The 20,401-nt window shown below is 65.8% G+C and carries 23 protein-coding genes; 16 read left to right on the forward strand and 7 right to left on the reverse strand.

Annotated features, from left to right (window positions below; all coding sequences use genetic code 11):
* Window positions 1–15: 15 nt before the first annotated feature.
* Complete coding sequence (locus tag GPL20_RS05205; RefSeq protein ID WP_157328370.1) at window positions 16–1,218, reverse strand: pyridoxal phosphate-dependent aminotransferase; 1,203 nt, start codon at window positions 1,216–1,218, stop codon at window positions 16–18.
* A gap of 629 nt (window positions 1,219–1,847) precedes the next feature.
* Between GPL20_RS05205 and GPL20_RS05215 the strand changes: the two genes are divergently transcribed.
* From GPL20_RS05215 to GPL20_RS05235, 6 genes are all read left to right on the forward strand, one after another.
* The gene (locus GPL20_RS05215) at window positions 1,848–2,498 is read left to right on the forward strand and encodes a glutathione S-transferase family protein (RefSeq protein WP_157328374.1); all 651 of its coding nucleotides are present in this window, start codon (window positions 1,848–1,850) and stop codon (window positions 2,496–2,498) included.
* A 158-nt stretch (window positions 2,499–2,656) separates the two neighbouring features.
* Window positions 2,657–2,833: a hypothetical protein gene (locus tag GPL20_RS38705; RefSeq protein WP_167532901.1), complete on the forward strand. Its 177-nt coding sequence runs from the start codon at window positions 2,657–2,659 to the stop codon at window positions 2,831–2,833.
* A 73-nt stretch (window positions 2,834–2,906) separates the two neighbouring features.
* A complete protein-coding gene (locus GPL20_RS05220) occupies window positions 2,907–3,065 on the forward strand; it encodes a hypothetical protein (RefSeq protein ID WP_157328376.1) in 159 nt (52 codons plus the stop codon).
* 128 nt (window positions 3,066–3,193) lie between these two features.
* Window positions 3,194–4,006, forward strand: a complete 813-nt coding sequence (locus tag GPL20_RS05225; protein WP_157328378.1) for a PAS-domain containing protein — start codon at window positions 3,194–3,196, stop codon at window positions 4,004–4,006.
* A gap of 317 nt (window positions 4,007–4,323) precedes the next feature.
* The gene (locus GPL20_RS05230; protein ID WP_157328380.1) at window positions 4,324–4,779 is read left to right on the forward strand and encodes a GNAT family N-acetyltransferase; all 456 of its coding nucleotides are present in this window, start codon (window positions 4,324–4,326) and stop codon (window positions 4,777–4,779) included.
* Window positions 4,780–5,043: 264 nt separating this feature from the next.
* Entirely contained in the window at window positions 5,044–5,985 is a 942-nt protein-coding gene (locus GPL20_RS05235; RefSeq protein ID WP_157328382.1) for an aldo/keto reductase, read from the forward strand.
* A gap of 18 nt (window positions 5,986–6,003) precedes the next feature.
* Here GPL20_RS05235 and hmuQ read toward each other — a convergent pair whose 3' ends face one another.
* The 3 genes from hmuQ to GPL20_RS05250 form a co-directional block, all read right to left on the reverse strand.
* Window positions 6,004–6,327 carry a heme-degrading protein HmuQ gene (gene hmuQ, locus GPL20_RS05240; RefSeq protein ID WP_157328384.1) on the reverse strand — a complete coding sequence of 108 codons (324 nt, stop codon included), beginning with the start codon at window positions 6,325–6,327 and terminating at the stop codon, window positions 6,004–6,006.
* 172 nt (window positions 6,328–6,499) lie between these two features.
* A complete protein-coding gene (locus tag GPL20_RS05245) occupies window positions 6,500–7,720 on the reverse strand; it encodes a DUF1501 domain-containing protein (protein ID WP_157328386.1) in 1,221 nt (406 codons plus the stop codon).
* Entirely contained in the window at window positions 7,717–9,267 is a 1,551-nt protein-coding gene (locus GPL20_RS05250) for a DUF1800 domain-containing protein (protein ID WP_157328388.1), read from the reverse strand. The genes GPL20_RS05245 and GPL20_RS05250 overlap by 4 nt, the downstream gene beginning before the upstream one ends.
* A 110-nt stretch (window positions 9,268–9,377) precedes the next feature.
* Between GPL20_RS05250 and GPL20_RS39310 the strand changes: the two genes are divergently transcribed.
* Window positions 9,378–9,602: a cysteine-rich CWC family protein gene (locus GPL20_RS39310; RefSeq protein ID WP_157328390.1), complete on the forward strand. Its 225-nt coding sequence runs from the start codon at window positions 9,378–9,380 to the stop codon at window positions 9,600–9,602.
* 244 nt (window positions 9,603–9,846) lie between these two features.
* Here GPL20_RS39310 and GPL20_RS05260 read toward each other — a convergent pair whose 3' ends face one another.
* From GPL20_RS05260 to GPL20_RS05270, 3 genes are all read right to left on the reverse strand, one after another.
* Window positions 9,847–10,545, reverse strand: a complete 699-nt coding sequence (locus GPL20_RS05260) for a glutathione S-transferase family protein (protein WP_167532902.1) — start codon at window positions 10,543–10,545, stop codon at window positions 9,847–9,849.
* Between the two features lie 238 nt (window positions 10,546–10,783).
* Window positions 10,784–11,014, reverse strand: a complete 231-nt coding sequence (locus GPL20_RS05265) for a hypothetical protein (protein WP_157328394.1) — start codon at window positions 11,012–11,014, stop codon at window positions 10,784–10,786.
* On the reverse strand, window positions 11,011–11,790 hold the full coding sequence (locus GPL20_RS05270) for a TSUP family transporter (RefSeq protein WP_254126227.1): 780 nt from the start codon (window positions 11,788–11,790) through the stop codon (window positions 11,011–11,013). The genes GPL20_RS05265 and GPL20_RS05270 overlap by 4 nt, the downstream gene beginning before the upstream one ends.
* A gap of 176 nt (window positions 11,791–11,966) precedes the next feature.
* On the opposite strand from GPL20_RS05270, the gene GPL20_RS05275 reads away from it, so the two are divergent.
* From GPL20_RS05275 to GPL20_RS38710, 9 genes are all read left to right on the forward strand, one after another.
* The gene (locus GPL20_RS05275; protein WP_157328396.1) at window positions 11,967–12,884 is read left to right on the forward strand and encodes a LysR substrate-binding domain-containing protein; all 918 of its coding nucleotides are present in this window, start codon (window positions 11,967–11,969) and stop codon (window positions 12,882–12,884) included.
* Window positions 12,885–13,012: 128 nt separating this feature from the next.
* Window positions 13,013–13,237 carry a hypothetical protein gene (locus GPL20_RS05280; protein WP_157328398.1) on the forward strand — a complete coding sequence of 75 codons (225 nt, stop codon included), beginning with the start codon at window positions 13,013–13,015 and terminating at the stop codon, window positions 13,235–13,237.
* 49 nt (window positions 13,238–13,286) lie between these two features.
* Window positions 13,287–13,517, forward strand: coding sequence for a hypothetical protein (locus GPL20_RS05285; RefSeq protein ID WP_157328400.1), 231 nt, complete (start codon window positions 13,287–13,289; stop codon window positions 13,515–13,517).
* A gap of 94 nt (window positions 13,518–13,611) precedes the next feature.
* A complete protein-coding gene (gene uvrB / locus GPL20_RS05290; RefSeq protein WP_157328402.1) occupies window positions 13,612–16,530 on the forward strand; it encodes an excinuclease ABC subunit UvrB in 2,919 nt (972 codons plus the stop codon).
* 352 nt (window positions 16,531–16,882) lie between these two features.
* Complete coding sequence (locus tag GPL20_RS05295; protein WP_157328404.1) at window positions 16,883–17,335, forward strand: nuclear transport factor 2 family protein; 453 nt, start codon at window positions 16,883–16,885, stop codon at window positions 17,333–17,335.
* Window positions 17,336–17,740: 405 nt separating this feature from the next.
* On the forward strand, window positions 17,741–18,181 hold the full coding sequence (locus tag GPL20_RS05305; protein ID WP_157328406.1) for a nuclear transport factor 2 family protein: 441 nt from the start codon (window positions 17,741–17,743) through the stop codon (window positions 18,179–18,181).
* Window positions 18,182–18,464: 283 nt separating this feature from the next.
* Window positions 18,465–19,370, forward strand: coding sequence for a hypothetical protein (locus tag GPL20_RS05310; protein ID WP_157328408.1), 906 nt, complete (start codon window positions 18,465–18,467; stop codon window positions 19,368–19,370).
* 246 nt (window positions 19,371–19,616) lie between these two features.
* A complete protein-coding gene (locus GPL20_RS05315; protein WP_157328856.1) occupies window positions 19,617–20,039 on the forward strand; it encodes a hypothetical protein in 423 nt (140 codons plus the stop codon).
* A gap of 206 nt (window positions 20,040–20,245) precedes the next feature.
* Window positions 20,246–20,383, forward strand: coding sequence for a hypothetical protein (locus tag GPL20_RS38710; protein WP_167532903.1), 138 nt, complete (start codon window positions 20,246–20,248; stop codon window positions 20,381–20,383).
* Window positions 20,384–20,401 lie beyond the last annotated feature (18 nt).

Genomic DNA, 20,401 nt, shown 5'->3' on the forward strand with positions numbered 1-20,401 from the left:
TAGCGAGCGACAGGCTCAGCGCAGATTGCCGCAGAAGCGCTGGATGCGCTTGCAGGCGTCTTCGAGATCCGAGGTCTTGGTGGCGTAGGAGATGCGGAACGCAGGTCCAAGGCCGAAGGCCGAGCCCTGCACCACGGCGACGCCCTCGGTCTCGAGCAACTCGGTGACGAACTGCTCGTCGTTGGAGATCACGTTGCCCGACGGCGCTTTCTTGCCGATCGTGCCGGCGCAGGACGGATAGACGTAGAACGCGCCTTCCGGCCGGGGGCACTCGATGCCGTTCGCCTGGTTGAGCATGGAGACGACGAGGTCGCGGCGCTCCTTGAACACCTTGTTGTTGGCGGGAATGAACTCCTGCGGACCGTTCAGCGCCTCGACCGAGGCCCACTGCGCGATCGAGCACGGGTTCGAGGTCGACTGCGACTGGATGGTCGACATCGCCTTGATGAGCTGCGCCGGGCCGCCGGCATAGCCGATGCGCCAGCCGGTCATGCAATAGGCCTTGGAGACGCCGTTCACGGTGAGCGTGCGATCGTAGAGGCTCGGCTCGACCTGCGCGACCGTTGTGAACTGGAAGTCGTCATAGACGAGATGCTCGTACATGTCGTCGGTCATCACCCAGACATGCGGGTGCTTGACCAGCACGTCGGTGAGCGCCTTCAGCTCGGACCTGGTGTAGGCCGCGCCGGTCGGGTTCGACGGCGAGCACAGGATGACCCATTTGGTCTTCGGCGTGATCGCGCGCTCGAGCGCTTCGGCCTGAAGCTTGAAGCCGGTCGCGGCGGTGCAGACCACCGGCACCGGCTCGCCGCCGGCGAGCGCCACCATCTCAGGATAGCTGACCCAGTAGGGCGCGGGGATGATCACCTCGTCGCCCGGATTGATGGTGGCCATCAACGCATTGTAGAGCACCTGCTTGCCGCCGGTGCCGACGATGACCTGGTTCGGCTTGTAGGCGATGCCGTTCTCGCGCTGAAACTTGGCGATGATCGCCTCCTTCAGCTCGGGGATGCCGTCGACCGCGGTGTACTTGGTCTTGCCGGCCTCGATGGCGCGGATCGCCGCGAGCTTGATGTTGGCGGGCGTGTCGAAGTCGGGTTCGCCGGCGCCGAGGCCGATGACGTTGCGGCCCGCCGCTTTCAGCGCGCGTGCTTTATCCGTGACCGCGATGGTCGCGGACGGCTTCACACGGTCGAGCGCAGCGGCAAGGAAGGACATCGTCATCTCCTGACAAGCGTCGTGAAGCCCTGGCCTCACGACTCTGATTGTGGGAATGCAGCCACCCTAAAACGTGCGCCGCTGCGCCGCAAGAAACTTCGGCCCGATCTCGAAAAAGTTTGCAGGACCTGGCGCGTTTCACGGCGTTTTCCCGCAATTTTCCGCAACTCTGCCGCGCAAACCCCTCATATCCGGCAAGGCTTGTCCTCGGAGCAATTTTGGGCCGTTCGACCACGGCAGCTCGTCATGGCCGGGCTTGTCCCGCCTGCGCGGCCGAAGCCGCTTCGGCGAGGCGAAGGGCGCGCCATTCATGCCTGGCCAAGCGGCACGAAGGACGTGGATGCCCGGCATGACGATGTGGAAGCTTTGGCGTCCTAAATCCGATCGCATGTGCGATCGCGCTACGTGCTTCACGAATGCGCGGCGCGACGCCTCCTCGCGTTGACGCAAGCGTGAACTGATTTGCATGGTCGCGCGGAAATGATCTTCCTCGGCGTTGCAGTGCGGTAGGGTTTTCGAGTTTTTCTATTGGCTGGCTCTTGCGGCGGATTCGCATCGGCATCATTGTCTAGCCGCGCTGCAGGGCAACCAGCGCCGCACTTTCCCGTCCCCGGATCAGAACTCCCAGAATGTACAAGCTCTATTCGATGCAGCGCTCCGGCAACAGCTACAAGGTCCGCCTTGCGCTGGCGCTGTTGAACGTGCCTTACGAAGCGATCGAAGTGGACATTCTGCGCGGCGAGAGCCGCACGCCGGATTTTCTGACCAAGAATCCGTCGGGCCAGGTGCCGCTGCTCGAGGTCGGCGGCGACCGCTTTCTCGCCGAGTCCAACGCCATCCTCTGGTATGTCGCCGTCGGCACCCCGCTCGCGCCGGAGAACCGCATCGATCGCGCCGAAGCGCTGCAATGGATGTTCTTCGAGCAGCACGCGCTCGAGCCCAACATCGGCGCGGCCTATTTCTGGCTGTCGCTGGTCAAGGGCGGCCGCGACCTCCAGACCCACGCGCTGGAGGACTGGATGGAGCGCGGCTATGGCGCGCTCCAGGTGATGGAAAACCACCTCAAGACCAACGCCTATTTCGCCGCCCGCCAGCTCACGGTCGCCGACATCGCGCTGTACGGTTATACCCATCTGGCCGACCGCTGCGACTTCGATCTCCAGGCTTTCCCGGCGATCCGGGACTGGCTGAAGCGCGTGGAAGCTGCGCCGGGCTTCGTGTCGATGGACTGGCGGCCGGCCGATATCGACGATCCCGCAAGCATCGCGGCGGGCGCCTGACAGCCCCCCGCCCGTGCCTCGCGAATAGCGAGCATAACGCTCGCCCCTGCCGCAATCCCGCCACTTTCGGCGCGATAGCCGCCGCAATATTGCCGGTTGAGACGCGGAAGTTATCCGACGTCGCGGGTGATTCGCCCGCGCGTTGAAGGATTTAGGCCATGATTCGGGCGTCCGGCACGGCAGGCTTTCAGGGCCGATCCGATACCGTCGCGTCTTCCCGGTTGACCCATGCGGTGGCGGCCTCGCTTGCAATCGCGGCGCTGTCGTTGTGTCTGATCGTCACCCTGACGGTGCTATCGACCAAGGCGACCATGGCGATGGGACTGCCGGCCTGATTACCGTTTTATCCCGGCCCAGCCTTCAAGGCGCCGCGTTGCCCGCACCGACCGGCACCGCGACAGGACGTCGATGAAGTCACCTGTGGTAGTCGTTGCAATCACCCTGACTGCGGCCATCCTGGTCGCGGCATCGCTGCTGATCCTGGTCGGCACGCGCAAGGGCCCCGGGACGTCGACGCTGAACGCGCCGGCGCTGCAACAGCGCATCAAGCACGCACATTTGGTCTAAAATCATCCGAAAGCTATGCGCTCCGCGGTAAGCCCGCCTTAAGCGCAACTTCCGAATCTCAGCACGTTTGCGCAAGGATGGGCCAGTGTTGCCGCCTTACCTCGTTCAGGGAGGAACGAGACAGGCCCATGCGGTTCGGATGGCGTGCGATCTCCGGTCCGGTGCTGACGGCAGCGCTTGCGCTGCTGGCGATGGTTTTCGATCGCTTTGTCCCCATTCCCTCGCCCGCCCCGCTGTTCGTCTGCATCGTCGCGCTTGCCGGCTCGCTGTCGGGCTTCGCCTCCGCCCTCACCAGCGCAGCCGCCGCGGTGATCGGCACGGCCCTGTTCTTCCTCAACCGCCACGGCGTTTCGGACCATGCCACCGCCGATCTGGTCCGGCTCGGCCTCCTCGCGATGGCGGCCGCCGGCACTGCCGGCATCACCGGCCTGATGCGCGAGCGGCTGCTCGGCACATTTGCTGCCGAACGCCAGAGCCACGCCACCGCCGCGCGGCTGTCGGCCGCGCTCGACCAGGTCGACATCGGCATCGTGCTGCTCGATGCCGAGACGCGCGCCGAATTCATCAACCGCGCGTTCCGCGATTACTTTGCGGTGCCGGACGACATTGCCGACGGCAAGCCGCCCTTCATCGCGCTGATGTATCACAGCCGCGATACCGGCGCGTTCGAGCTGCCCGAGGACGAACTCGGCACCTTCATCGCGCAGCGCATGGAAATGGTCCGGATCGGCGACGCCACGCCGATCAACATCGCCTTGCGCAACGGCGAGGTGCTGCGCTTCGTCTGCGCCGCGCTGCCCGATGGCGGCCGCATGCTGAGCTATACGCCGGTGACCGATCTCGTGCGCCACACCGACGCGCCCTCGCGCGCCGACTACTACCGCTCGCTGCGCGATCCCGCGAACCGCAGGCTGATCCGATACCTGCGCGTTGCGGAGTGACGTAGCTGCGAACCCTGCATTCGCGGAAGCAGCCCCGCACCCCACCCTCTCAGGGCGAGCTTTGCTCGTCCCGACCCCGTAAGAACGGGGCGAGGGAGCGAGAGAGCGCTGCGTCCCTCACTCTTAAACCTCTCCCCGCCCTTTAGCGGGGAGAGGTCGGATCGCCTCGGCGATGCGAAGCATCGTCCGGTGCGATCCGGGTGAGGGGCATGGCGAGCTGTTGCCACGACCGAATATCCATCCGACTCGCAAGACAAATTGATCGGCACGCCCATCATCACGTATGAAGGATGCTTCATCGAATCCGGAATTCTCAAATGTCCCTCACCATTCGCGCCGTCACCAAGCAGGACTACGATCAATGGCTGCCGCTGTGGGACGGCTACAATGCCTTCTACGGCCGGTCGGGCCCGACCGCGCTGGCGCCCGAGATCACGCGCATGACGTGGCAGCGCTTCTTCGATGCCTACGAGCCGGTGCATGCGCTGGTCGCCGAGAGCGACGGTGAGCTGCTCGGGCTGACGCACTATCTCTTCCATCGCAGCACCACCGCGATCGAGCCGTCCTGCTATTTGCAGGACCTGTTCACGCGCGAAGCCGCGCGCGGCAAGGGCGTTGCCTCGGCGCTGATCCATGGCGTGTATGAGCGGGCCAAGCTGGCGGGATCGCCGCGTGTCTACTGGCAGACGCACGAGACCAACGTCACAGCGCAGCGCCTGTACGACAAGGTCGCGGAGCGTTCCGGCTTCATCGTGTATCGCAAGATCTTCTGAGTTCTGCCGCGCCTGGATCCCTGTGGATAACTCTGCCTGTCACCCGCGCGTAACACTACAGGATTAGGTTGCGCCTGCGTCTGATCAGGCCCCCCGTCACCGATCAAGCGCCCCAAAGCGGTCCCCGTCAGTCGCCGCGTCTGACGGGGGCCGCATTTTTTTTGGCTCGCAATTCCCGGCATGGCAGCAACGCGCCCGACGCCTTGCCGCTGCGACATGCTCCGGTCAGAATGCAGCCGCTGCTTTGCTCTGACAGGATCTCCCATGGAAATTCGCAATCTCGGCGCCTCCGGCCTTCGCGTGTCTGCGGTCGGGCTCGGCTGCAACAATTTCGGCCAGCGCACCGATCTGGAGACCTCGCGCAAGGTGATCCATCGCGCGCTGGATCTCGGCATCACGCTGTTCGACACCGCCGACATCTATGCCGGCATGGGCGGCTCGGAGACGGTGCTCGGCACCGTGCTCGGCGACCGCCGCAAGGATATCGTGCTCGCCACCAAATATTCCAAGCCGATGGCAACCGACGGCACCAAGCAGGGCGCCTCGCGCCGCTACATCATGAACGCGGTCGAGGCGAGCCTCACCCGACTCAAGACCGACTACATCGACCTCTACCAGCAGCACGATTACGATCCGCTGACGCCGATGGAAGAGACGCTGCGCGCGCTCAACGACCTCATTCGCCAGGGCAAGGTGCGCTACATCGGCAATTCCAACTTTCCGGCCTGGCGCATTGCGGAAGCCGAGTTCACCGCGCGCGCGATGAACGTCAGCCGCTTCGTCTCCTGCCAGGATGAATACAGCCTGGTCGTGCGCGACATCGAGAAGGATCTGCTGCCAGCAGCGCAGGAGTACAAGCTCGGTCTGCTGCCGTTCTTCCCGCTCGCAAGCGGCCTGCTCACTGGCAAGTACCAGCGCGGCGCGGCGGCGCCCGCCGACACGCGCTTCGCAAAAGCCCCGGCGCTGCGCGACCGCTACGTCACGCCGCGCAACGAGGACATGGTCGAGAAGCTCCAGGCCTTTGCCAAGGCGCGCGGCCACAGCATGCTCGAGCTCGCCTTCTCCTGGCTCGCCGCGCGCCCGCAGGTATCGAGCGTGATCGCCGGCGCGACCCGCGTCGAGCAGATCGAGGAGAACGTGAAGGCCATCGCCTGGAAGCTCAGCACGGATGATCTCGCCGAGATCGACAAGATCACCAAAGGCTGACGTTTGGCGCGTGGCGTGCTACTTCGCACCGCGCCCGACGGTCTGCATCACCTCAAAGCCTTCGAACTGGGGATGGCCGAGATAGAGCGGCTTGTTGTCGCCGGCCTTGTGATGCGCCGCCCGAAACGCCTCCGACTTGGTCCAGGCCTCGAACGCCGCATGATTCGCCCACACGGTGTGCGAGGCGTAGAGCGTATGATCCTCAAGCTCAGGTCCCCTGAGCAAATGGAATTCGACGAAGCCCGGCACCTTGTCGAGATGGGTGTCGCGCGTGAGCCAGACCTGCTCGAACGCGGTTTCCGAGCCCTTGGCGACGCGAAAGCGGTTCATGGCGATGTACATGCGGGTAGCTCTCCTGATGCTGAGCTCATCATGTCGTCATTCCGGGACGCGCCGCAAGGCGCGGGCCCGGAATCCATTTTGCGGCAGAACCAATGGATGAATGGATTCTCAGATGCGCAATTGCGCATCATAGCTCGCGCTGCGCGCGCCCCGGAATGACGGCGTTTGTGGGTCAAGCTACCAGCCCCTTCATCGGCCTTGCTCCCGCGCTATCCGGAAACACCGTCTCCGCCAGCACGCGATCGGAGAGACCGAACTGGTCCTGCAGCACGCCCTTGATGACGGAGCGGAGATCCGTGGTCGGCTTGAGGTCACGACCTTCGTAAAGGTTGGCGAGCTTGAGGCCTGGCCAGTCCGCGATGACGCGGCCGCCCTTCACGGCGCCGCCGGCGAGCAGCGCAATAGTGGCGGTGCCGTGATCGGTGCCGTCGGTGCCATTGATGCGCGCGGTGCGGCCGAACTCGGTGGCGACGACGACGACGGTATCGCGCCAGCGATCACCTAAGCCGCTTTCGAATTCGGCGAGCGCGCCGTCGAGGCCGCCGAGCAGGAAGGCGAGACGCCCGACCGGGCCGCCTTCATTGGCATGCGTGTCCCAGCCGTCGAAGGCGAGCGCGGCGATGCGCGGACCGTCGTCGGCCGCCATCAGCTTTGCCGCGCCCCGCGCCACCTGCCGCATCTGCATGACGGCGTTGCCGCCTTTCGGCTTCATGTCGTCGCCGCTCGCGGCCTTTTCGAGCTGGAGGCCCTGTGACAAGGCCAGGGCCAGCGCGGGATCGCGGTGACGGTAGAGTTCGACCAGCCGCATCGCGGTGTCGTCGTCGGCCTGCGGCAGCGCGACCGGCGCCCAGCCGACGGTCGGCGCATTGCCGCGCAGCACCAGCGGCGTGGTCGGCCCGACCGCAAGGCCCGAGGAGACACGCTCGCCGCGCGGCAGCGCTTCCAGCGCGCGGTTGAGCCAGCCGGACTGCACGCGGCCCGGGCCGGCATAGCCGCTTTCGAGCACGTCCTGGCCGTCGAAATGCGAGCGATCGCGATAAGGCGTCGCCACGGCATGGATCACGGCGGCATGCCTGTCGCGGTACATGCGCGCAAATTCCGGCATCGCCGGATGCAGCGCGAAGAAGGAATCGAGCATGATCGCGGGATGCGCTCCGTCCGCGGTGAGCGCGATCGAGCCGTGCAGGCCGGCATAGTCGGGATCTCCGATCGGCGCGACGGTCGAGAGCCCGTCGAGCGCGCCGCGCAGGATCACCACGACCAGCCTGGGATCGCGCCCGTCGGCCGCGCGGGCGAATTTCGGCAAATAGGCCCAGGCCGCGAAGGAGGCGCCGCCGAGCAGGAGGCCGCGGCGCGAGGTGAGGAGCCGGTTCTCGGCGCAGTCCATCGTCATCTCCTCTGCATTTCCGGCGACATCAACAGCAGCGCCAGCGCCTGCTGGCGCGACTCCGCGCGCTCGATGGTTCGCCGCGTCTCGACGGAGGCCGCATCGGCAGCTGCGAATTCCAAGAGGTCGAGCGGATCGATGTTGTTGCCGAGACGGGCGCCCATTTGCGCCGCGATGTCGAGCCTCAGCTTCATGCCTTCCGGCGCTGCCCAGGCGGCGCTGGTATCCGGGAAACCGTTCGGCCCCGCCGGCGACCACAGCGGCTGGCCGAGCAAGTTCAGATTGTTGAGATAGAAGCCGGGATCCTCCGGCACGCGTGCGAGCAGCCGGCCGCTCGCGATCAGGAAATCGTAGGGCGATCGCATCTTGGTCAGCGGCGCGCGCCACGCCTCGTCGGAATCGACCAGCATTGTCGCCATCGCCTTGAGGTCGCCGTCGGTCCTGACGAAGACATCGCGCAGGCGCGCAACGAGCGCCGGCGGCGGGTCGTCGGCGACGAAGTGGCGAACGAACTTGGTGGCAATGAAGTTCGCGGTCGAGGGATGGCGCGCGATCTCGGCGAGCGCGGCCTCGCCCTGCGCGAGGCCGGTCGCCTCGTAGGTCTTGCCGAGCAGCGTGTGCGGCCCCGGCTGGTGCGCATTGACGTTGAACACGAAGGAGCCGGGCGTCCCCAGCTGCCCTTGCCGGCCGGCAAAGGTCCAGCCGGTGATGATGCGCGCGAGCGAGGTGACGTCTTCCTGCGTGTAGCCGCCGCCGACGCCGAGCGTATGCAGCTCCATGATCTCGCGCGCGAGATTCTCGTTCAGCCCGCGCTTGCGGTTTTGCCCCGCGCGCGAATCCGGCCCGAGCGATTGCTGGTTGTCGAGAAAGAACAGCATCGCCGGATGCTGCTCGACCGCCTTGAGCATGTCGGTGAAGCGCCCGAGCACATGCGGCCTGATCGCCTCGCGCTCGAACGCGCCGGCCCAGATCCGCGCCAGTTCGCCCTTGCTGGCGGAGATGCAGAAATGGTTGGACCAGAACGCGACCAGCCGCTCGGTGAAACCGCATTCGACCAGCGTCGCGCGCTGCAACCGCGCCAGCGCCTCGGCGCGAAAGGTCTTTTGAATGACGTTGAGCGGCTGCGGCGCCGGTTTGGCGGCCGGCGGCGCGGCGGCGCTGGGCTGCATGGCGTCTGGCTTCGCCGCAGTGTCGGCGGGCTTGGCGTCCGCCATCTGGCCGGCGATCTCCGTCGCCGCGGTGTTCAGCGAGAGATTGCGGCGGAGCCCGGGCTTCTGATCGGCCGGCGCCGGTTCGGGCGGGGCGCCGGCCTTGGCGGCCGCCTCGCGCGCCTGCTTGACCTTGTCCTGATAGGCGAACACGGCCTGGCCGAGTTGCGGCGTCGATTGCAGGCCGGGCGCCTCCAGCAGCACGCCGTTGGGACGGGCGAGTTCCGCCTTCACGAAGCCGCGCGGATCGGAGGCCGCGTTGATGAGATCGCCGGATGCGCCACCGCGGGCACCGAGGCCAAAGCGATTGAGCGCAACGAGGGCTGCTTGCGAATCGCGGGCCATCGATCTGTCCTTCGCGCCGTCGCGCTTTCCGATATCACGCACCTCGCATAATATACGGCGGCGGGAGATGAACCCGACATTAAAATGACGGCGAAGCTTCGGCGCAGATCATGACAAATTCGAAAGAACTTCCGTTGCAGGAGCCGCGCCCGCGCCGCCTCGCCTGTTCCCGCTGCGGCACCGAATTCGGCTGCGACCTCTCGGGCACCTGCTGGTGTGCGGAGGAAACCGCGCGGCTGCCGATGCCGGTCGAGGGCGAGGATTGTCTGTGCCGGGATTGTTTGCGGAAGGCGGCGGCGGAAGCCGTGCGTAGCCCGGATGGAGCGCAAGCGTAATCCGGGAATCGTTCCGCGGGCACCGGCCCCGGATTTCGCTTGCGCTCCATCCGGGCTACGAAGCTGCGTGTGAGGCACGAGATCACGCTACACCCTCAGTGTCGTCCCGGCGAACGCCGGGACCCACACCGCGTGATGTATCGAGTGCGGGTGGTCGCAGTACCGAACGACGAGTCTTCGCCAAACATTTCCTGTGGTTATGGGTCCCGGCGTTCGCCGGGACGACATCGGGGAGGCGTGTGCCCTACACCGCATGCCCCGGCGATTTTCGCGCCATGCCGTCGAACGCGTCGAGCAGTTTTTCGCGCCAGGCGTAGACCGGATCGTCCGCCTCGAGCAGCTTGAACGGGCTCGTCACGCGCGCCCACTGAAAACCGCCGAACACGATGTAGTCGGCATAGTTCGGCGCGCTGCCGCCGATGAAGGGCTGCTTCTTCAGGGTCTGCCGCATCACCTCCAGCGACTTGCGGAACGCGACGACGGCGGTGTCGCGGTTCGCCATGACCGTTTCCAGGCTCTTGCCGCCGAAGCGCGCCTCGCGCGACGTGCGGAAATAAGCGGCATCGATTTCAGCGAGATTCTTCGGGATGTCGGCGACGATCAACGGAAAGATGCCGCCGACGATCGCGATGTCGCCCCAGGCGTTGAGCATGCGCGCCATGGCGCGGCCGCCCTCGCCGCCGAACAGCGACGGGCCGTCCGGAAAATTGTCTTCGAGATAGGTCGCGATCGTCCAGGAATCGACGACAGGCTTGTCATGATGCAACAGCACCGGGACCTTCTCCGAGCCGTGCGGCGCGATCGCGCTCTTCTCGGTGAAGCGCCAGGGCAGCGATTGCGCCGCCAGCCCCTTGTGCGCCAGCGCCATCCGCGTGCGCCAGCAATACGGGCTGAACGGACGCGCGGCGTCGGTGCCGACGAGCTCGAAGAGTTTGAGTGACATGGCTGGTGCTCCGTCATTGCAAGCGCAGCGAAGCAATCCAGACTGCCGCCGCGGAGACATTCTGGATTGCTTCGCATGCGCTCGCAATGACGATGTGGAGGGAGTTCGCCAAATCAACTTCTGTCGTCATGCCCCGCGAAGGCGGGGCATCCAGTACTCCGCGACGGTCGTGTGGCAAACCACCGCCGGTGTTTACTGGATCATCCGCCTTCGCGGATGATGACAGCCGTTGCTTGGCTCACCGCCCGTTCGCGCGCAGCAGCCTCTCGCCGTTCTCCGTCACCGCGATGATCAGCCCGTGGCCGGGCAACGTTTCGCGCGCGACGTAGCCGCGCTCAGCGGCGTCTTCCCAGATGGTGAGGCGCGGGCACGAAGTCTTCCAGGTCGCGATCACCTCGGCATAGGCGCGCGGCTCGCGTGCGACCCATTCGACGAAATCCAGCACCAGCGGATCGGCGTTACAGCTCATTGCAAACCTCCCTTGTCGAAGGCCGCCAGCACCGGTGTGCGAACCATGAGCCAGCCGCCATAGGCGATGTAGTAGCAGGCGATGGTGGTGATCAGCCTGTTCGACCAGGCCATGAATTGCTGGTCGGTCATGGCCTCGAGGATGCGCCGCGCCAGGGTGGTGCCGAGCATGGAGGCTGCGATCGCGACGCCGGCGAGCACGGGATCGAGGCTCGCCGCCTGGTCGATGATGCCGCCGAAATAGATCAGCTTGGTGAAATGACTGACGAGCTGGCACATCGCCTTGGTCGCGACCTTCTCGCGCCGGCCGAAATCACCGCCGAGGAAGAAGGTGTCGAGCAGCGGGCCGGAGACGCCGGTCATCAACATCAGGCCCATGCAGATCGTGCCGTAGACCGTACCCTGCCAGAGACGGTCGGGATCCGGCTTGATGTTCGCGGGCAGCAGACGCGCCATGAACGGCGTCGCACCCAGCATCAGCAGCGCCATCGGCTTGTCCGGCACATAGCGGGTGAGAGACCAGAGCGCGAGCGCGACCGCACAGCCGACCAGATAGTTCGCCACCGGCCGCCAGCGGATATGCGCGCGCCACAGCAGGGCGCGCCAGCCGTTCGAGGCCATCTGCGTGATCGCGTGCAGCACCATCGCGGTCGGCAGCGGCATCAGGGCCAGCAGCACGCCGATCAGGATCAGCCCGCCCGCCATGCCGAACAGCCCCGACAGGAACGCGGTGGCAACCATCAGCAATCCGAGGGCAGCGATCATGAGGGACGTCACGGAGGTGATTCCTGTGGTGGGCACGTGAGGGACGCAGGCTGTTTCACCCCGTCGCCCCGGCTAAAGCGCCTCTAGTTAAACAACTTGGAATTACTCTCATTCATGTGCCTCGCTTGCCCCTCCTCCGCAAACTGAGTTATCTTGGCCTGGCATCAGCTTTCCTGAGGGTCGGACATTTGCGGCGGCTGCTGTTTCTCAACGGCATCAAGGCATTCGAGGCGGCGGCGCGGACCGGCAGCTTTGCTGCGGCCGGACTCGAACTGAGCGTGTCGGCGGCCGCGGTCAGCCGCATGGTGCACCTGCTCGAACATCGGCTCGGCGTCGCGCTGTTCGAACGCAAGGCCAACCGCCTGGTGCTGACGCAGGCCGGCCGCGCCTATCAGAGCGGGCTGACGCCGATCTTCGATGCGCTGGCGAGCCTCACCGCACAGGTGACGGCGCCCTCCAGCGTGCGCGTGCTGACCATCGGCGTCGGCCACACCTTTGCGATGCGCTGGCTGATCCCGCGCCTGTCGGAGTTCCGCAGCGAGGAGCCCGACATCGAGGTGCGCTTCACCACCGGCGGCGCGGCGGTGCCGTTCGGCGAGGACTGGAGCTGCGGCATCAAGCTCGGCACCGGCGACTGGCCGGGCCTCGTCGCCGAGCCGCTGTTTGCCGGCGACCTCACGCCGGTTTGCGTGCCCCGCCTCGCGAGCGGCCTGAAGCGGCCGGCCGATCTCAAGGGCCCGAGCCTGATCCGCGTCGCGCATTCGCCCGAGGACTGGCCGATCTGGCTCAAGGCCGCGAATCTGACGCGCATCAACGCGCGCGGGCCCGAGTTCCAGTTCTACGGCCAGGCCCTCCAGGCCGCCGCCGACGGGCTCGGCATCGCCATGGGCATCCGCCCCTATATCGACGACGATCTCGCCGCCGGCCGCCTGGTGGCGCCGTTCGATCTCTCGGTGCCCAAGGGCATGCGCTGGTACCTGCTCTATCGCAGCTTCCAGACCGACCAGCGGGATTTCGCCGCGTTCCGCCGCTGGATCATGCGCGCGGCCTCCGAGCCCGCGACCCGCCCCGTCAGGCGCGTCGGCCGCGCCGCACCACGGAACTGACGCCCGCGAGGCAAAAAAGCCGGCGCCTTGTGAACGGCTTCACATACGCAAATCCGCAAACGTGGTCCCCTGCCCCTCCAACAACACGCTCGAGCAAGACACTCGAACAGGACATTCTGGGGACTACAATGGCGACCATCTACGACGGCTTTGACATCGAATCCTTCGAAGCAGGCAAGGGACTGTGGCATGCCCGTATCCGGCGCGCCGATTTCAGCCCGCTTGCCATCGACGGCGTGCTCTTCCCTGCCATGGAAGTCGGCTTCGCCTGGCCGGACCGCGACGCCGCGATCGCCGATGCCAAGCACCACATCGACCGCTTCCGCCGGCGGGCCGACAGCGACGACGAATAAGAACACGGGATCTCAAGCACAGCGCGTCGCAAAGCGAGGAACCGGACGAATGTCGGTCATCGAAATCGAAGCCACACCGCCGCAGAGAATCTACACACGGGCCGTGCTGTCGAATTGTCCGGAATGCGCTGGCGAGCTCGCCGTGGTCCGCGTGATCGGCGGTCGTGCCGGCTGCGAGTACTGGACCATGCGCTGCACCGATTGCGGCGGCATCCATCTCGACATCCTCACGCCAAATCAGGCGAGCGAGGATGACGGGGGGTCGCTGCCGGTGGCGTGAGCGAAGGGGCCTGCTGCCAACCTGCTGTCAGCAGCCTGCATTGCGACGGGCATTCGCCCTTTCCCGCGGGGCGGACTCGTCCCATATTCGGGGCATGGCGAAGAAACCTGCATCCCCCGAAAAGCCCGTCAAAACTCCCAAATCCAAAGCGCCAAAGTCAAAGGCGCATCGCCCCGACGTGCAGCCGATCGCGCCGGCGCTGGCCGAACTGCTCAATCCCGCGATCAATCGCGGCGATGCCGGGCTCGGATCGGGCACCGGTCTCCAGCCGCCTCCGGACAATTCGCGTGACCGCCGCGCCGGGGGCGAGGCGGCGGCGCATCGCGCGCGCGCCTCGACGCCGAAGGAATTTCCGGCCGATCGTCCCGCCGGACTCGACGAAGCCCCGCAGGCCAATTACGGAACCTCGGCCACGATCCCGAAGCTCGATCCGGAACTGGCACGGCAGCTCGGACTGCCGACCGAGGAGGACGATGCCGAGGCGCTGGCGCGGCCGCCGCGTTCCAAGATGGAGGCGCTCGGCGTCAAGGCCACCGCGGACGCGCTGGAATCGCTGATCCGCGAGGGCCGCCCGGAGTTCCGCAAGGACGATGGCTCGATGCGGGTCTGGACGCCGCATCGGCCGCCGCGCCCGGAAAAGTCCGAAGGCGGCGTGCGCTTCGAGATCAAGTCGGCCTACGAGCCCAAGGGCGACCAGCCGACCGCGATCGCCGAGCTGGTCGAGGGCATCAACCGCAACGACCGTTCGCAGGTGCTGCTGGGCGTCACCGGCTCGGGCAAGACCTACACCATGGCCAAGGTGATCGAGGCGACGCAGCGCCCGGCGCTGATCCTGGCGCCGAACAAGACGCTTGCCGCGCAGCTCTATGGCGAGTTCAGGAATTTCTTCCCGGACAACGCGGTCGAGTATTTCGTCTCGTACTACGACTACTACCAGCCGGAAGCCTACGTCCCCCGCACCGACACCTATATCGAGAAGGACTCCTCCATCAACGAGCAGATCGACCGCATGCGTCACTCGGCGACGCGCGCGCTGCTCGAGCGCGACGACGTCATCATCGTCGCCTCGGTGTCCTGCATCTACGGTATCGGCTCGGTCGAGACCTACACCGCGATGACCTTCGCGCTGAAGAAGGGCGAGCGTATCGACCAGCGCCAGCTCATCGCCGACCTCGTCGCGCTCCAGTACAAGCGCACCCAGGCCGATTTCACCCGCGGCACCTTCCGGGTCCGCGGCGACGTCATCGACATCTTCCCGGCGCACTATGAGGACCGCGCCTGGCGCGTGAACCTGTTCGGCGACACCGTGGAGAACATCGAGGAGTTCGATCCGCTCACCGGCCACAAGCAGGACGAGCTCGAATTCATCAAGATCTACGCCAATTCGCACTATGTGACGCCGCGCCCGACCTTGGTGCAGGCGATCAAGTCGATCAAATCAGAATTGAAGCAGCGGCTCGACCAGCTCCACGACCAGGGACGCCTGCTCGAGGCGCAGCGGCTGGAGCAGCGCACCACGTTCGATCTCGAGATGATGGAGGCGACGGGGAGCTGCGCCGGCATCGAGAACTATTCACGTTACCTCACCGGACGCCGGCCGGGCGAGCCGCCGCCGACGCTGTTCGAATACGTCCCCGACAATGCGCTGATCTTCGCCGACGAGAGCCACGTCACCATCCCGCAGATCGGCGCCATGTTCCGCGGCGACTTCCGCCGCAAGGCGACGCTGGCCGAATACGGCTTCCGCCTGCCCTCCTGCATGGACAACCGCCCCTTGCGCTTCGAGGAGTGGGACATGATGCGGCCGCAGACGGTTGCGGTGTCGGCGACGCCGAGCGGCTGGGAGCTCAACGAGAGCGGCGGCGTGTTCGTCGAGCAGGTGATCCGCCCCACCGGGCTGATCGATCCGCCCGTCGACATCCGCCCCGCCCGCACCCAGGTGGACGATCTCGTCGGCGAGGTCCGCGCCACCGCGCAGGCCGGCTATCGCTCGCTGATCACGGTGCTGACCAAGCGCATGGCGGAGGACCTCACCGAATATCTGCACGAGCAGGGCATTCGCGTCCGCTACATGCACAGCGACATCGACACCATCGAGCGCATCGAGATCATCCGCGATCTTCGTCTGGGCGCCTTCGACGCGCTGGTCGGCATCAACCTGTTGCGCGAAGGCCTCGACATTCCCGAATGCGCGCTGGTCGCGATTCTGGATGCCGACAAGGAAGGCTTCCTGCGCAGCGAGACGTCGCTGATCCAGACCATCGGCCGCGCCGCGCGCAACGTCGACGGCAAGGTGATCCTCTATGCCGACAGCATGACCGGCTCGATGGAGCGCGCCATCGCCGAGACCAACCGCCGCCGCGAGAAGCAGGTCGAGTACAACAATGCCAACGGCATCACGCCGGAGAGCGTGAAGAAGCAGATCGGCGACATCCTCAACTCCGTCTACGAGCGCGACCACGTGCTGGTCGAGGTCGGCGGCCATGACATGACCGACGACGTGATCTCCATTGGCCACAACTTCGAAGCCGTGCTCGCCGATCTCGAAACAAGGATGCGGGAAGCCGCCGCCGACCTGAACTTCGAGGAAGCCGCCCGCCTGCGCGACGAAGTCAAGCGCCTGCGCGCCACCGAGCTCGCCGTGGTGGACGATCCCACCGCCAAGCAGCGCGCAGTCGCGGGCAAGGCCGGCGCCTATGCCGGCACGAAGAAATACGGCGACGCCGCGAACCTGCCGGTCAGCGCCATGAAGAAGAAGACCGTCAGCTCCGCGCTGAAGGCGAGCGGTGGAGGCTCTGGCGGTTCGAAAGTGCACAAGCCGCATCTCGACGAGATGCACGGCCCGGAGTCATTGCCCTATCGCGAGAAGCAGACGCTGCCGTCAAAGCCGTTCGGCAGCACCAGCCGGATCATCCAGCCGACGGACTCAAGGCAATCGGGGCCGGAATTCGGCCCGGCGCCGAAGTCGACGGGCGGGGCGCCGGGGCGACGCGGGGGATGGAAGAAGAGGTAGCGGCTGCATCTGCGCCAGTGGGGACTATGGATTCCGGGCTCGCCGCGTTGCGGCGCCCCGGAATGACGGGCCTCCTCACCCCACACTCGCCGTCCCCGACAGCAGCAGCACGATGGTCACGAGCTGGAGCGAAGCCACTGGCTGGGCGCGAAGCGTCATCGCCGGGGCGTAGCGACCGCCATGAATTCGTGTACGCCGATACGAACACAACCCATAATTGCACCCCATGAACCTGGCATTGCGCCCGCGCGTCATATCGTCTGCAACAGCCCTGTGGTTTTGCGGATTGCCGCTGCGCGACGACGCGCGTTAGCGTCGCGCCACGCCGCGGGGCCATAAGAGGACGGGCGGAATGACGGTCGAGAAGCTCAATCGCCAGCGCGTGCTGCATCTGCACGACGCCTTCGCCCGCGGCGACATCGAGGCCGCGCTGGCGTGCTGCACCGAGGACGTCGACTTCCTCACCCACGCCCCGATCGACGTGCTGCCGCACATGGGCCCGCGCCACGGCAAGGCCGAGCTTCGCGATCTCTGGCAGACCGTCTGGTCGCGCTATTCGGAAGTCCGCTACAAGGCGGCACACATCGTCGCCGAGGGGGACGAGGTTGCGACCTATTTGCAGGCCTATTTCAGGAAGCGCAGCAACGCGCGCGTCGTGCAGTTCGACATGGCCGTGTTCTACACCTTCCGCGACGGGCTGATCTCGGAGATCCGCGAGATCATCGATTCCTACGACCTGGTGCAGCAGGTGCTGGAGCGCGAGATCGGCCCGCTGATCGTGGGTGAGCGGGTGGACCGGGTGTAGCCCTCGCTGCCGTCCTGGCGAACGCCAGGACCCATACCGCGGAATCTCTCGATTGCGGGTGGTCGGAATACCCAACTGCTGGTCTTCGCCAAACTCTTCCCTGGGGTTATGGGTCCTAGCGTTCGCCAGGACGACACCGAAATTGGGGCGCCTCGTCCGCGCCAAACTGGGAGGCTCCGTTGAACCTCCCTCTCCCGCGCCACGGCAGAGAACCAGGAAAATACGGGGTTCTATTGTAAATCTCACAAAGCGCGTTCAATTGTGCATTGCGAAAACGTGAATTGCGTTTTGGCCGAAATCCTGTATTTTATTCGCATACAAATGAGTTGAGCAGCCCGGGGGCACATTGCCGTGCCTGGGGTTGTTTTCCGTTTTCTCCGCAAGCCAGCTTCAGGACTGCCCAGAATGACAGAGCACAGCCTCTGGCGTTTCTCGCGCGCGTTGCACCGTGCGATCAACGACCGGCATTTCGAGGACATCGAGGCCCTGATCGACGAGGACGTCGAGTGGGCGCTGTACGGCCCGATCGACATGTTTCCCTTCCTCGGCGCGCGCCAGGGCAAGGATGCCGTGCTCGACGTCATCCGCCAGCTCGCCGACAATTTCCAGGTCCGCCGTTTCGACCGCGAGAGCATCATGCTGGGCGTCGATTCCGCCGCCTCGATGCTGCGTTATTCGCTGACGGCGCTGGATTCCAACAAGCCGATCAGCTTGCGGGTGGCGCAGTTCGCCCAGTTCAGGGCGGGCAAGCTCGTCAGCATGCGCGTGCTGATCGACACTTTCGATCTGGTCGAGCAGGCACTCGGCCGCGCCATTCACCTGCCGAAGATGACCAGCGTCGGCTGAGGGGGACGCCAACGGGTCCCGCTGTGCGGGACCGATGACGACACTCACATGACGCCCTGGCCTCCAGCCCCGCCGGATGCGGTCGTGTCAGAAACGCGTCGTCGGGCGCGCGCTTTCGCGCGGCCCGTTGGTTCGCGGCCTCAAGGCGAGCCGCCACAATTTCGCAACGATAGATCAGCATGCTTGGCACGGAATGGCGCATGGCCTTTGCGGAAGGCCGCTCTATATATTGCCGGAAGGCGAGATTGCCGGAGGGCATGCGCCGGGGTTTGCGGGCAGGACGATGGAATTCTCGACAGGTTTTGGCTGGACCAGGCTGCCGGTGCTGGCGGCTGCATTCATTCTCGGCTCGGTGCTGACGGTCTCGGCACAGATCATTCCGCCGACCGCGGCCGCGCCCGACGATGAGGCCGAGGCGACGGAGGCCCCCGACGTCAACGACCCCGACGTGCTCAAGGGCATCGACGTCGACAAGCTCGACTGGAGCCAGCTCGCGATCGACGCCGGCACCCTCAACGACATCATCGCCGCCAAGAAGCGGGCGCAGGCCGCCGCCAATGACGGGCTGAGCTGGTCGTCGAACGCCAACGCGAACGGCTCCTCGGCGGTGGCGGTCAAGCAATCCGTGTTCACCTTCTGGGACACGCGGATCGGCGCCGACATGACGGTGACGAGCGAGCCCAGGACGATGTCAGAGCTGCTGGCGCAGAAAGCCGTCAATGGCGGCAGCCTGCCGCAATCCTCCGGCAGCGCCTGGGCGGCCGCGACCGCGCCGGGCGCGGGCTCGATCTGGGACAAGACCGCGGTGGAAGCCCGCGTCGATCCCGGCGCCGAGCAGAGCAAGATCGGGGCCTCGCTGACCAAGTCGGTGCCGCTGTCGGGCGACACGTCGCTGACGCTCCAGAACGGCTACAGCGTCAACCAGCAGGGCACGACGGCGCTGCCCGGCGTCGGCGGTCACATCAGCCGCAATTACGAGACCGACCAGACCGCGAAGGTCACCCTGACCGACACCGGCACCAGCATCACCGCCGGCCAGACGCTGTCGACCACCGACGACAAATGGCTGCGCAAGCTCGGCGCCGAGCAGAAGCTGTTCGACAACGTCACCGTCTCCGGCTCCGTCGGCGAGACCTCGCAGGGCGCAATCAACAAGAGCCTGACCGCCGGCTTCAAGAAGAGCTGGTGAGTGTCTTCGCCTCTCCCCGCGTGCGGGGCGAGGGAGTCGACCACCGCTCGAGCCGCATATTCACCTCGCCCCGCCCGCATTCACACTCTCCTAACCATACGCCATGGCAAAACCCCCGAATGGTCCGCCCTTGCCGCATCTCGGCCGCGTTGTTGTCAAAATCCGAAGCCCTGATGCGGGTTGCCTTACAGACGTCGTCGTGCGGGGGACACTCGCGCTGCGCTCAACGCGAACAAGGGAACAATGATGAACGCCACTCGTCCGGAGAAGGTCGAAGCCGCCGAGGCCGAGACCGTCGACAACAACCTCGCCGCCGTCACCGAGGTCGAGGCCGGCATCCGCGATTTCGTCCGCAACGACATCGCCTATCTGCGCCGTCCGGCGTCGGCGACCACCGACACGCCGCCGCTCGATCCGAGCGCCGAGGCCACCGTCAACAACGTCAACTCGCTGATCCAGCGCGTCGCCGGCACCTCGCTCGCCGAGATCGAGAACCTGATCTCCGAGCTCGAGAGCCTGCGCGACCTGCTCCATGCCGAAGGCCAGCGCGTCCAGCGCGAGATCTCCGGCTACGCCCAGCTCAGCCAGGCCGCGATGAAGTCGACCCGCATGATCGCCGACAACGTCGCCCAGTGGAAGCGCGCCGCCGACGGCCTGCGCAACAGCTGATCCGTTAGCATCAGGCATAACAGCCGCCGCGTTCCGCAAGGAGCGCGGCGGTTTTGATTCATGGGGGTGTGAAGTGGCACTCCCGTCTCTCCGGTGCAGGTGTCATCACCCGCGAAGGCAAAGGCGGGGCTTTGAACCCACCGCTCTTCCCCGGCGACCAATGCCAAGCGCCCGTGGCTGCTGACGGGCCGGCTCAGGGGACATTCATGGAAAGCATTCGGCCCGACAATACGGACCCCATATCGCTACGGCCCGCGCCGAATCAGCTCGGCACGATCATCCTGCGCTTTGTCGGATTGCTGGCGGTTGCGATCGCGGTGCTGGCGTTCGTCTATAGCCGCTGAGACCCAGCCGCTCGCGGC

Origin of the sequence: Bradyrhizobium cajani (assembly GCF_009759665.1) — a bacterium.
In the GTDB taxonomy this organism is placed as follows: Bacteria; Pseudomonadota; Alphaproteobacteria; order Rhizobiales; family Xanthobacteraceae; genus Bradyrhizobium; species Bradyrhizobium cajani.

Coding starts and splice junctions, on each gene's coding strand:
- GPL20_RS05205 (WP_157328370.1), bottom strand. CDS start 1,218: ATGTCCTTCCTTGCCGCTGCGCTCGACCGTGTGAAGCCGTCCGCGACC.
- GPL20_RS05215 (WP_157328374.1), top strand. CDS start 1,848: ATGTACAAGCTCTATTCGATGCAGCGCTCCGGCAACAGCTACAAGGTC.
- GPL20_RS38705 (WP_167532901.1), top strand. CDS start 2,657: ATGATTCGGGCGTCCGGCACGGCAGGCTTTCAGGGCCGATCCGATACC.
- GPL20_RS05220 (WP_157328376.1), top strand. CDS start 2,907: ATGAAGTCACCTGTGGTAGTCGTTGCAATCACCCTGACTGCGGCCATC.
- GPL20_RS05225 (WP_157328378.1), top strand. CDS start 3,194: ATGCGGTTCGGATGGCGTGCGATCTCCGGTCCGGTGCTGACGGCAGCG.
- GPL20_RS05230 (WP_157328380.1), top strand. CDS start 4,324: ATGTCCCTCACCATTCGCGCCGTCACCAAGCAGGACTACGATCAATGG.
- GPL20_RS05235 (WP_157328382.1), top strand. CDS start 5,044: ATGGAAATTCGCAATCTCGGCGCCTCCGGCCTTCGCGTGTCTGCGGTC.
- hmuQ (WP_157328384.1), bottom strand. CDS start 6,327: ATGTACATCGCCATGAACCGCTTTCGCGTCGCCAAGGGCTCGGAAACC.
- GPL20_RS05245 (WP_157328386.1), bottom strand. CDS start 7,720: ATGACGATGGACTGCGCCGAGAACCGGCTCCTCACCTCGCGCCGCGGC.
- GPL20_RS05250 (WP_157328388.1), bottom strand. CDS start 9,267: ATGGCCCGCGATTCGCAAGCAGCCCTCGTTGCGCTCAATCGCTTTGGC.
- GPL20_RS39310 (WP_157328390.1), top strand. CDS start 9,378: ATGACAAATTCGAAAGAACTTCCGTTGCAGGAGCCGCGCCCGCGCCGC.
- GPL20_RS05260 (WP_167532902.1), bottom strand. CDS start 10,545: ATGTCACTCAAACTCTTCGAGCTCGTCGGCACCGACGCCGCGCGTCCG.
- GPL20_RS05265 (WP_157328394.1), bottom strand. CDS start 11,014: ATGAGCTGTAACGCCGATCCGCTGGTGCTGGATTTCGTCGAATGGGTC.
- GPL20_RS05280 (WP_157328398.1), top strand. CDS start 13,013: ATGGCGACCATCTACGACGGCTTTGACATCGAATCCTTCGAAGCAGGC.
- GPL20_RS05285 (WP_157328400.1), top strand. CDS start 13,287: ATGTCGGTCATCGAAATCGAAGCCACACCGCCGCAGAGAATCTACACA.
- uvrB (WP_157328402.1), top strand. CDS start 13,612: ATGGCGAAGAAACCTGCATCCCCCGAAAAGCCCGTCAAAACTCCCAAA.
- GPL20_RS05295 (WP_157328404.1), top strand. CDS start 16,883: ATGACGGTCGAGAAGCTCAATCGCCAGCGCGTGCTGCATCTGCACGAC.
- GPL20_RS05305 (WP_157328406.1), top strand. CDS start 17,741: ATGACAGAGCACAGCCTCTGGCGTTTCTCGCGCGCGTTGCACCGTGCG.
- GPL20_RS05310 (WP_157328408.1), top strand. CDS start 18,465: ATGGAATTCTCGACAGGTTTTGGCTGGACCAGGCTGCCGGTGCTGGCG.
- GPL20_RS05315 (WP_157328856.1), top strand. CDS start 19,617: ATGAACGCCACTCGTCCGGAGAAGGTCGAAGCCGCCGAGGCCGAGACC.
- GPL20_RS38710 (WP_167532903.1), top strand. CDS start 20,246: ATGGAAAGCATTCGGCCCGACAATACGGACCCCATATCGCTACGGCCC.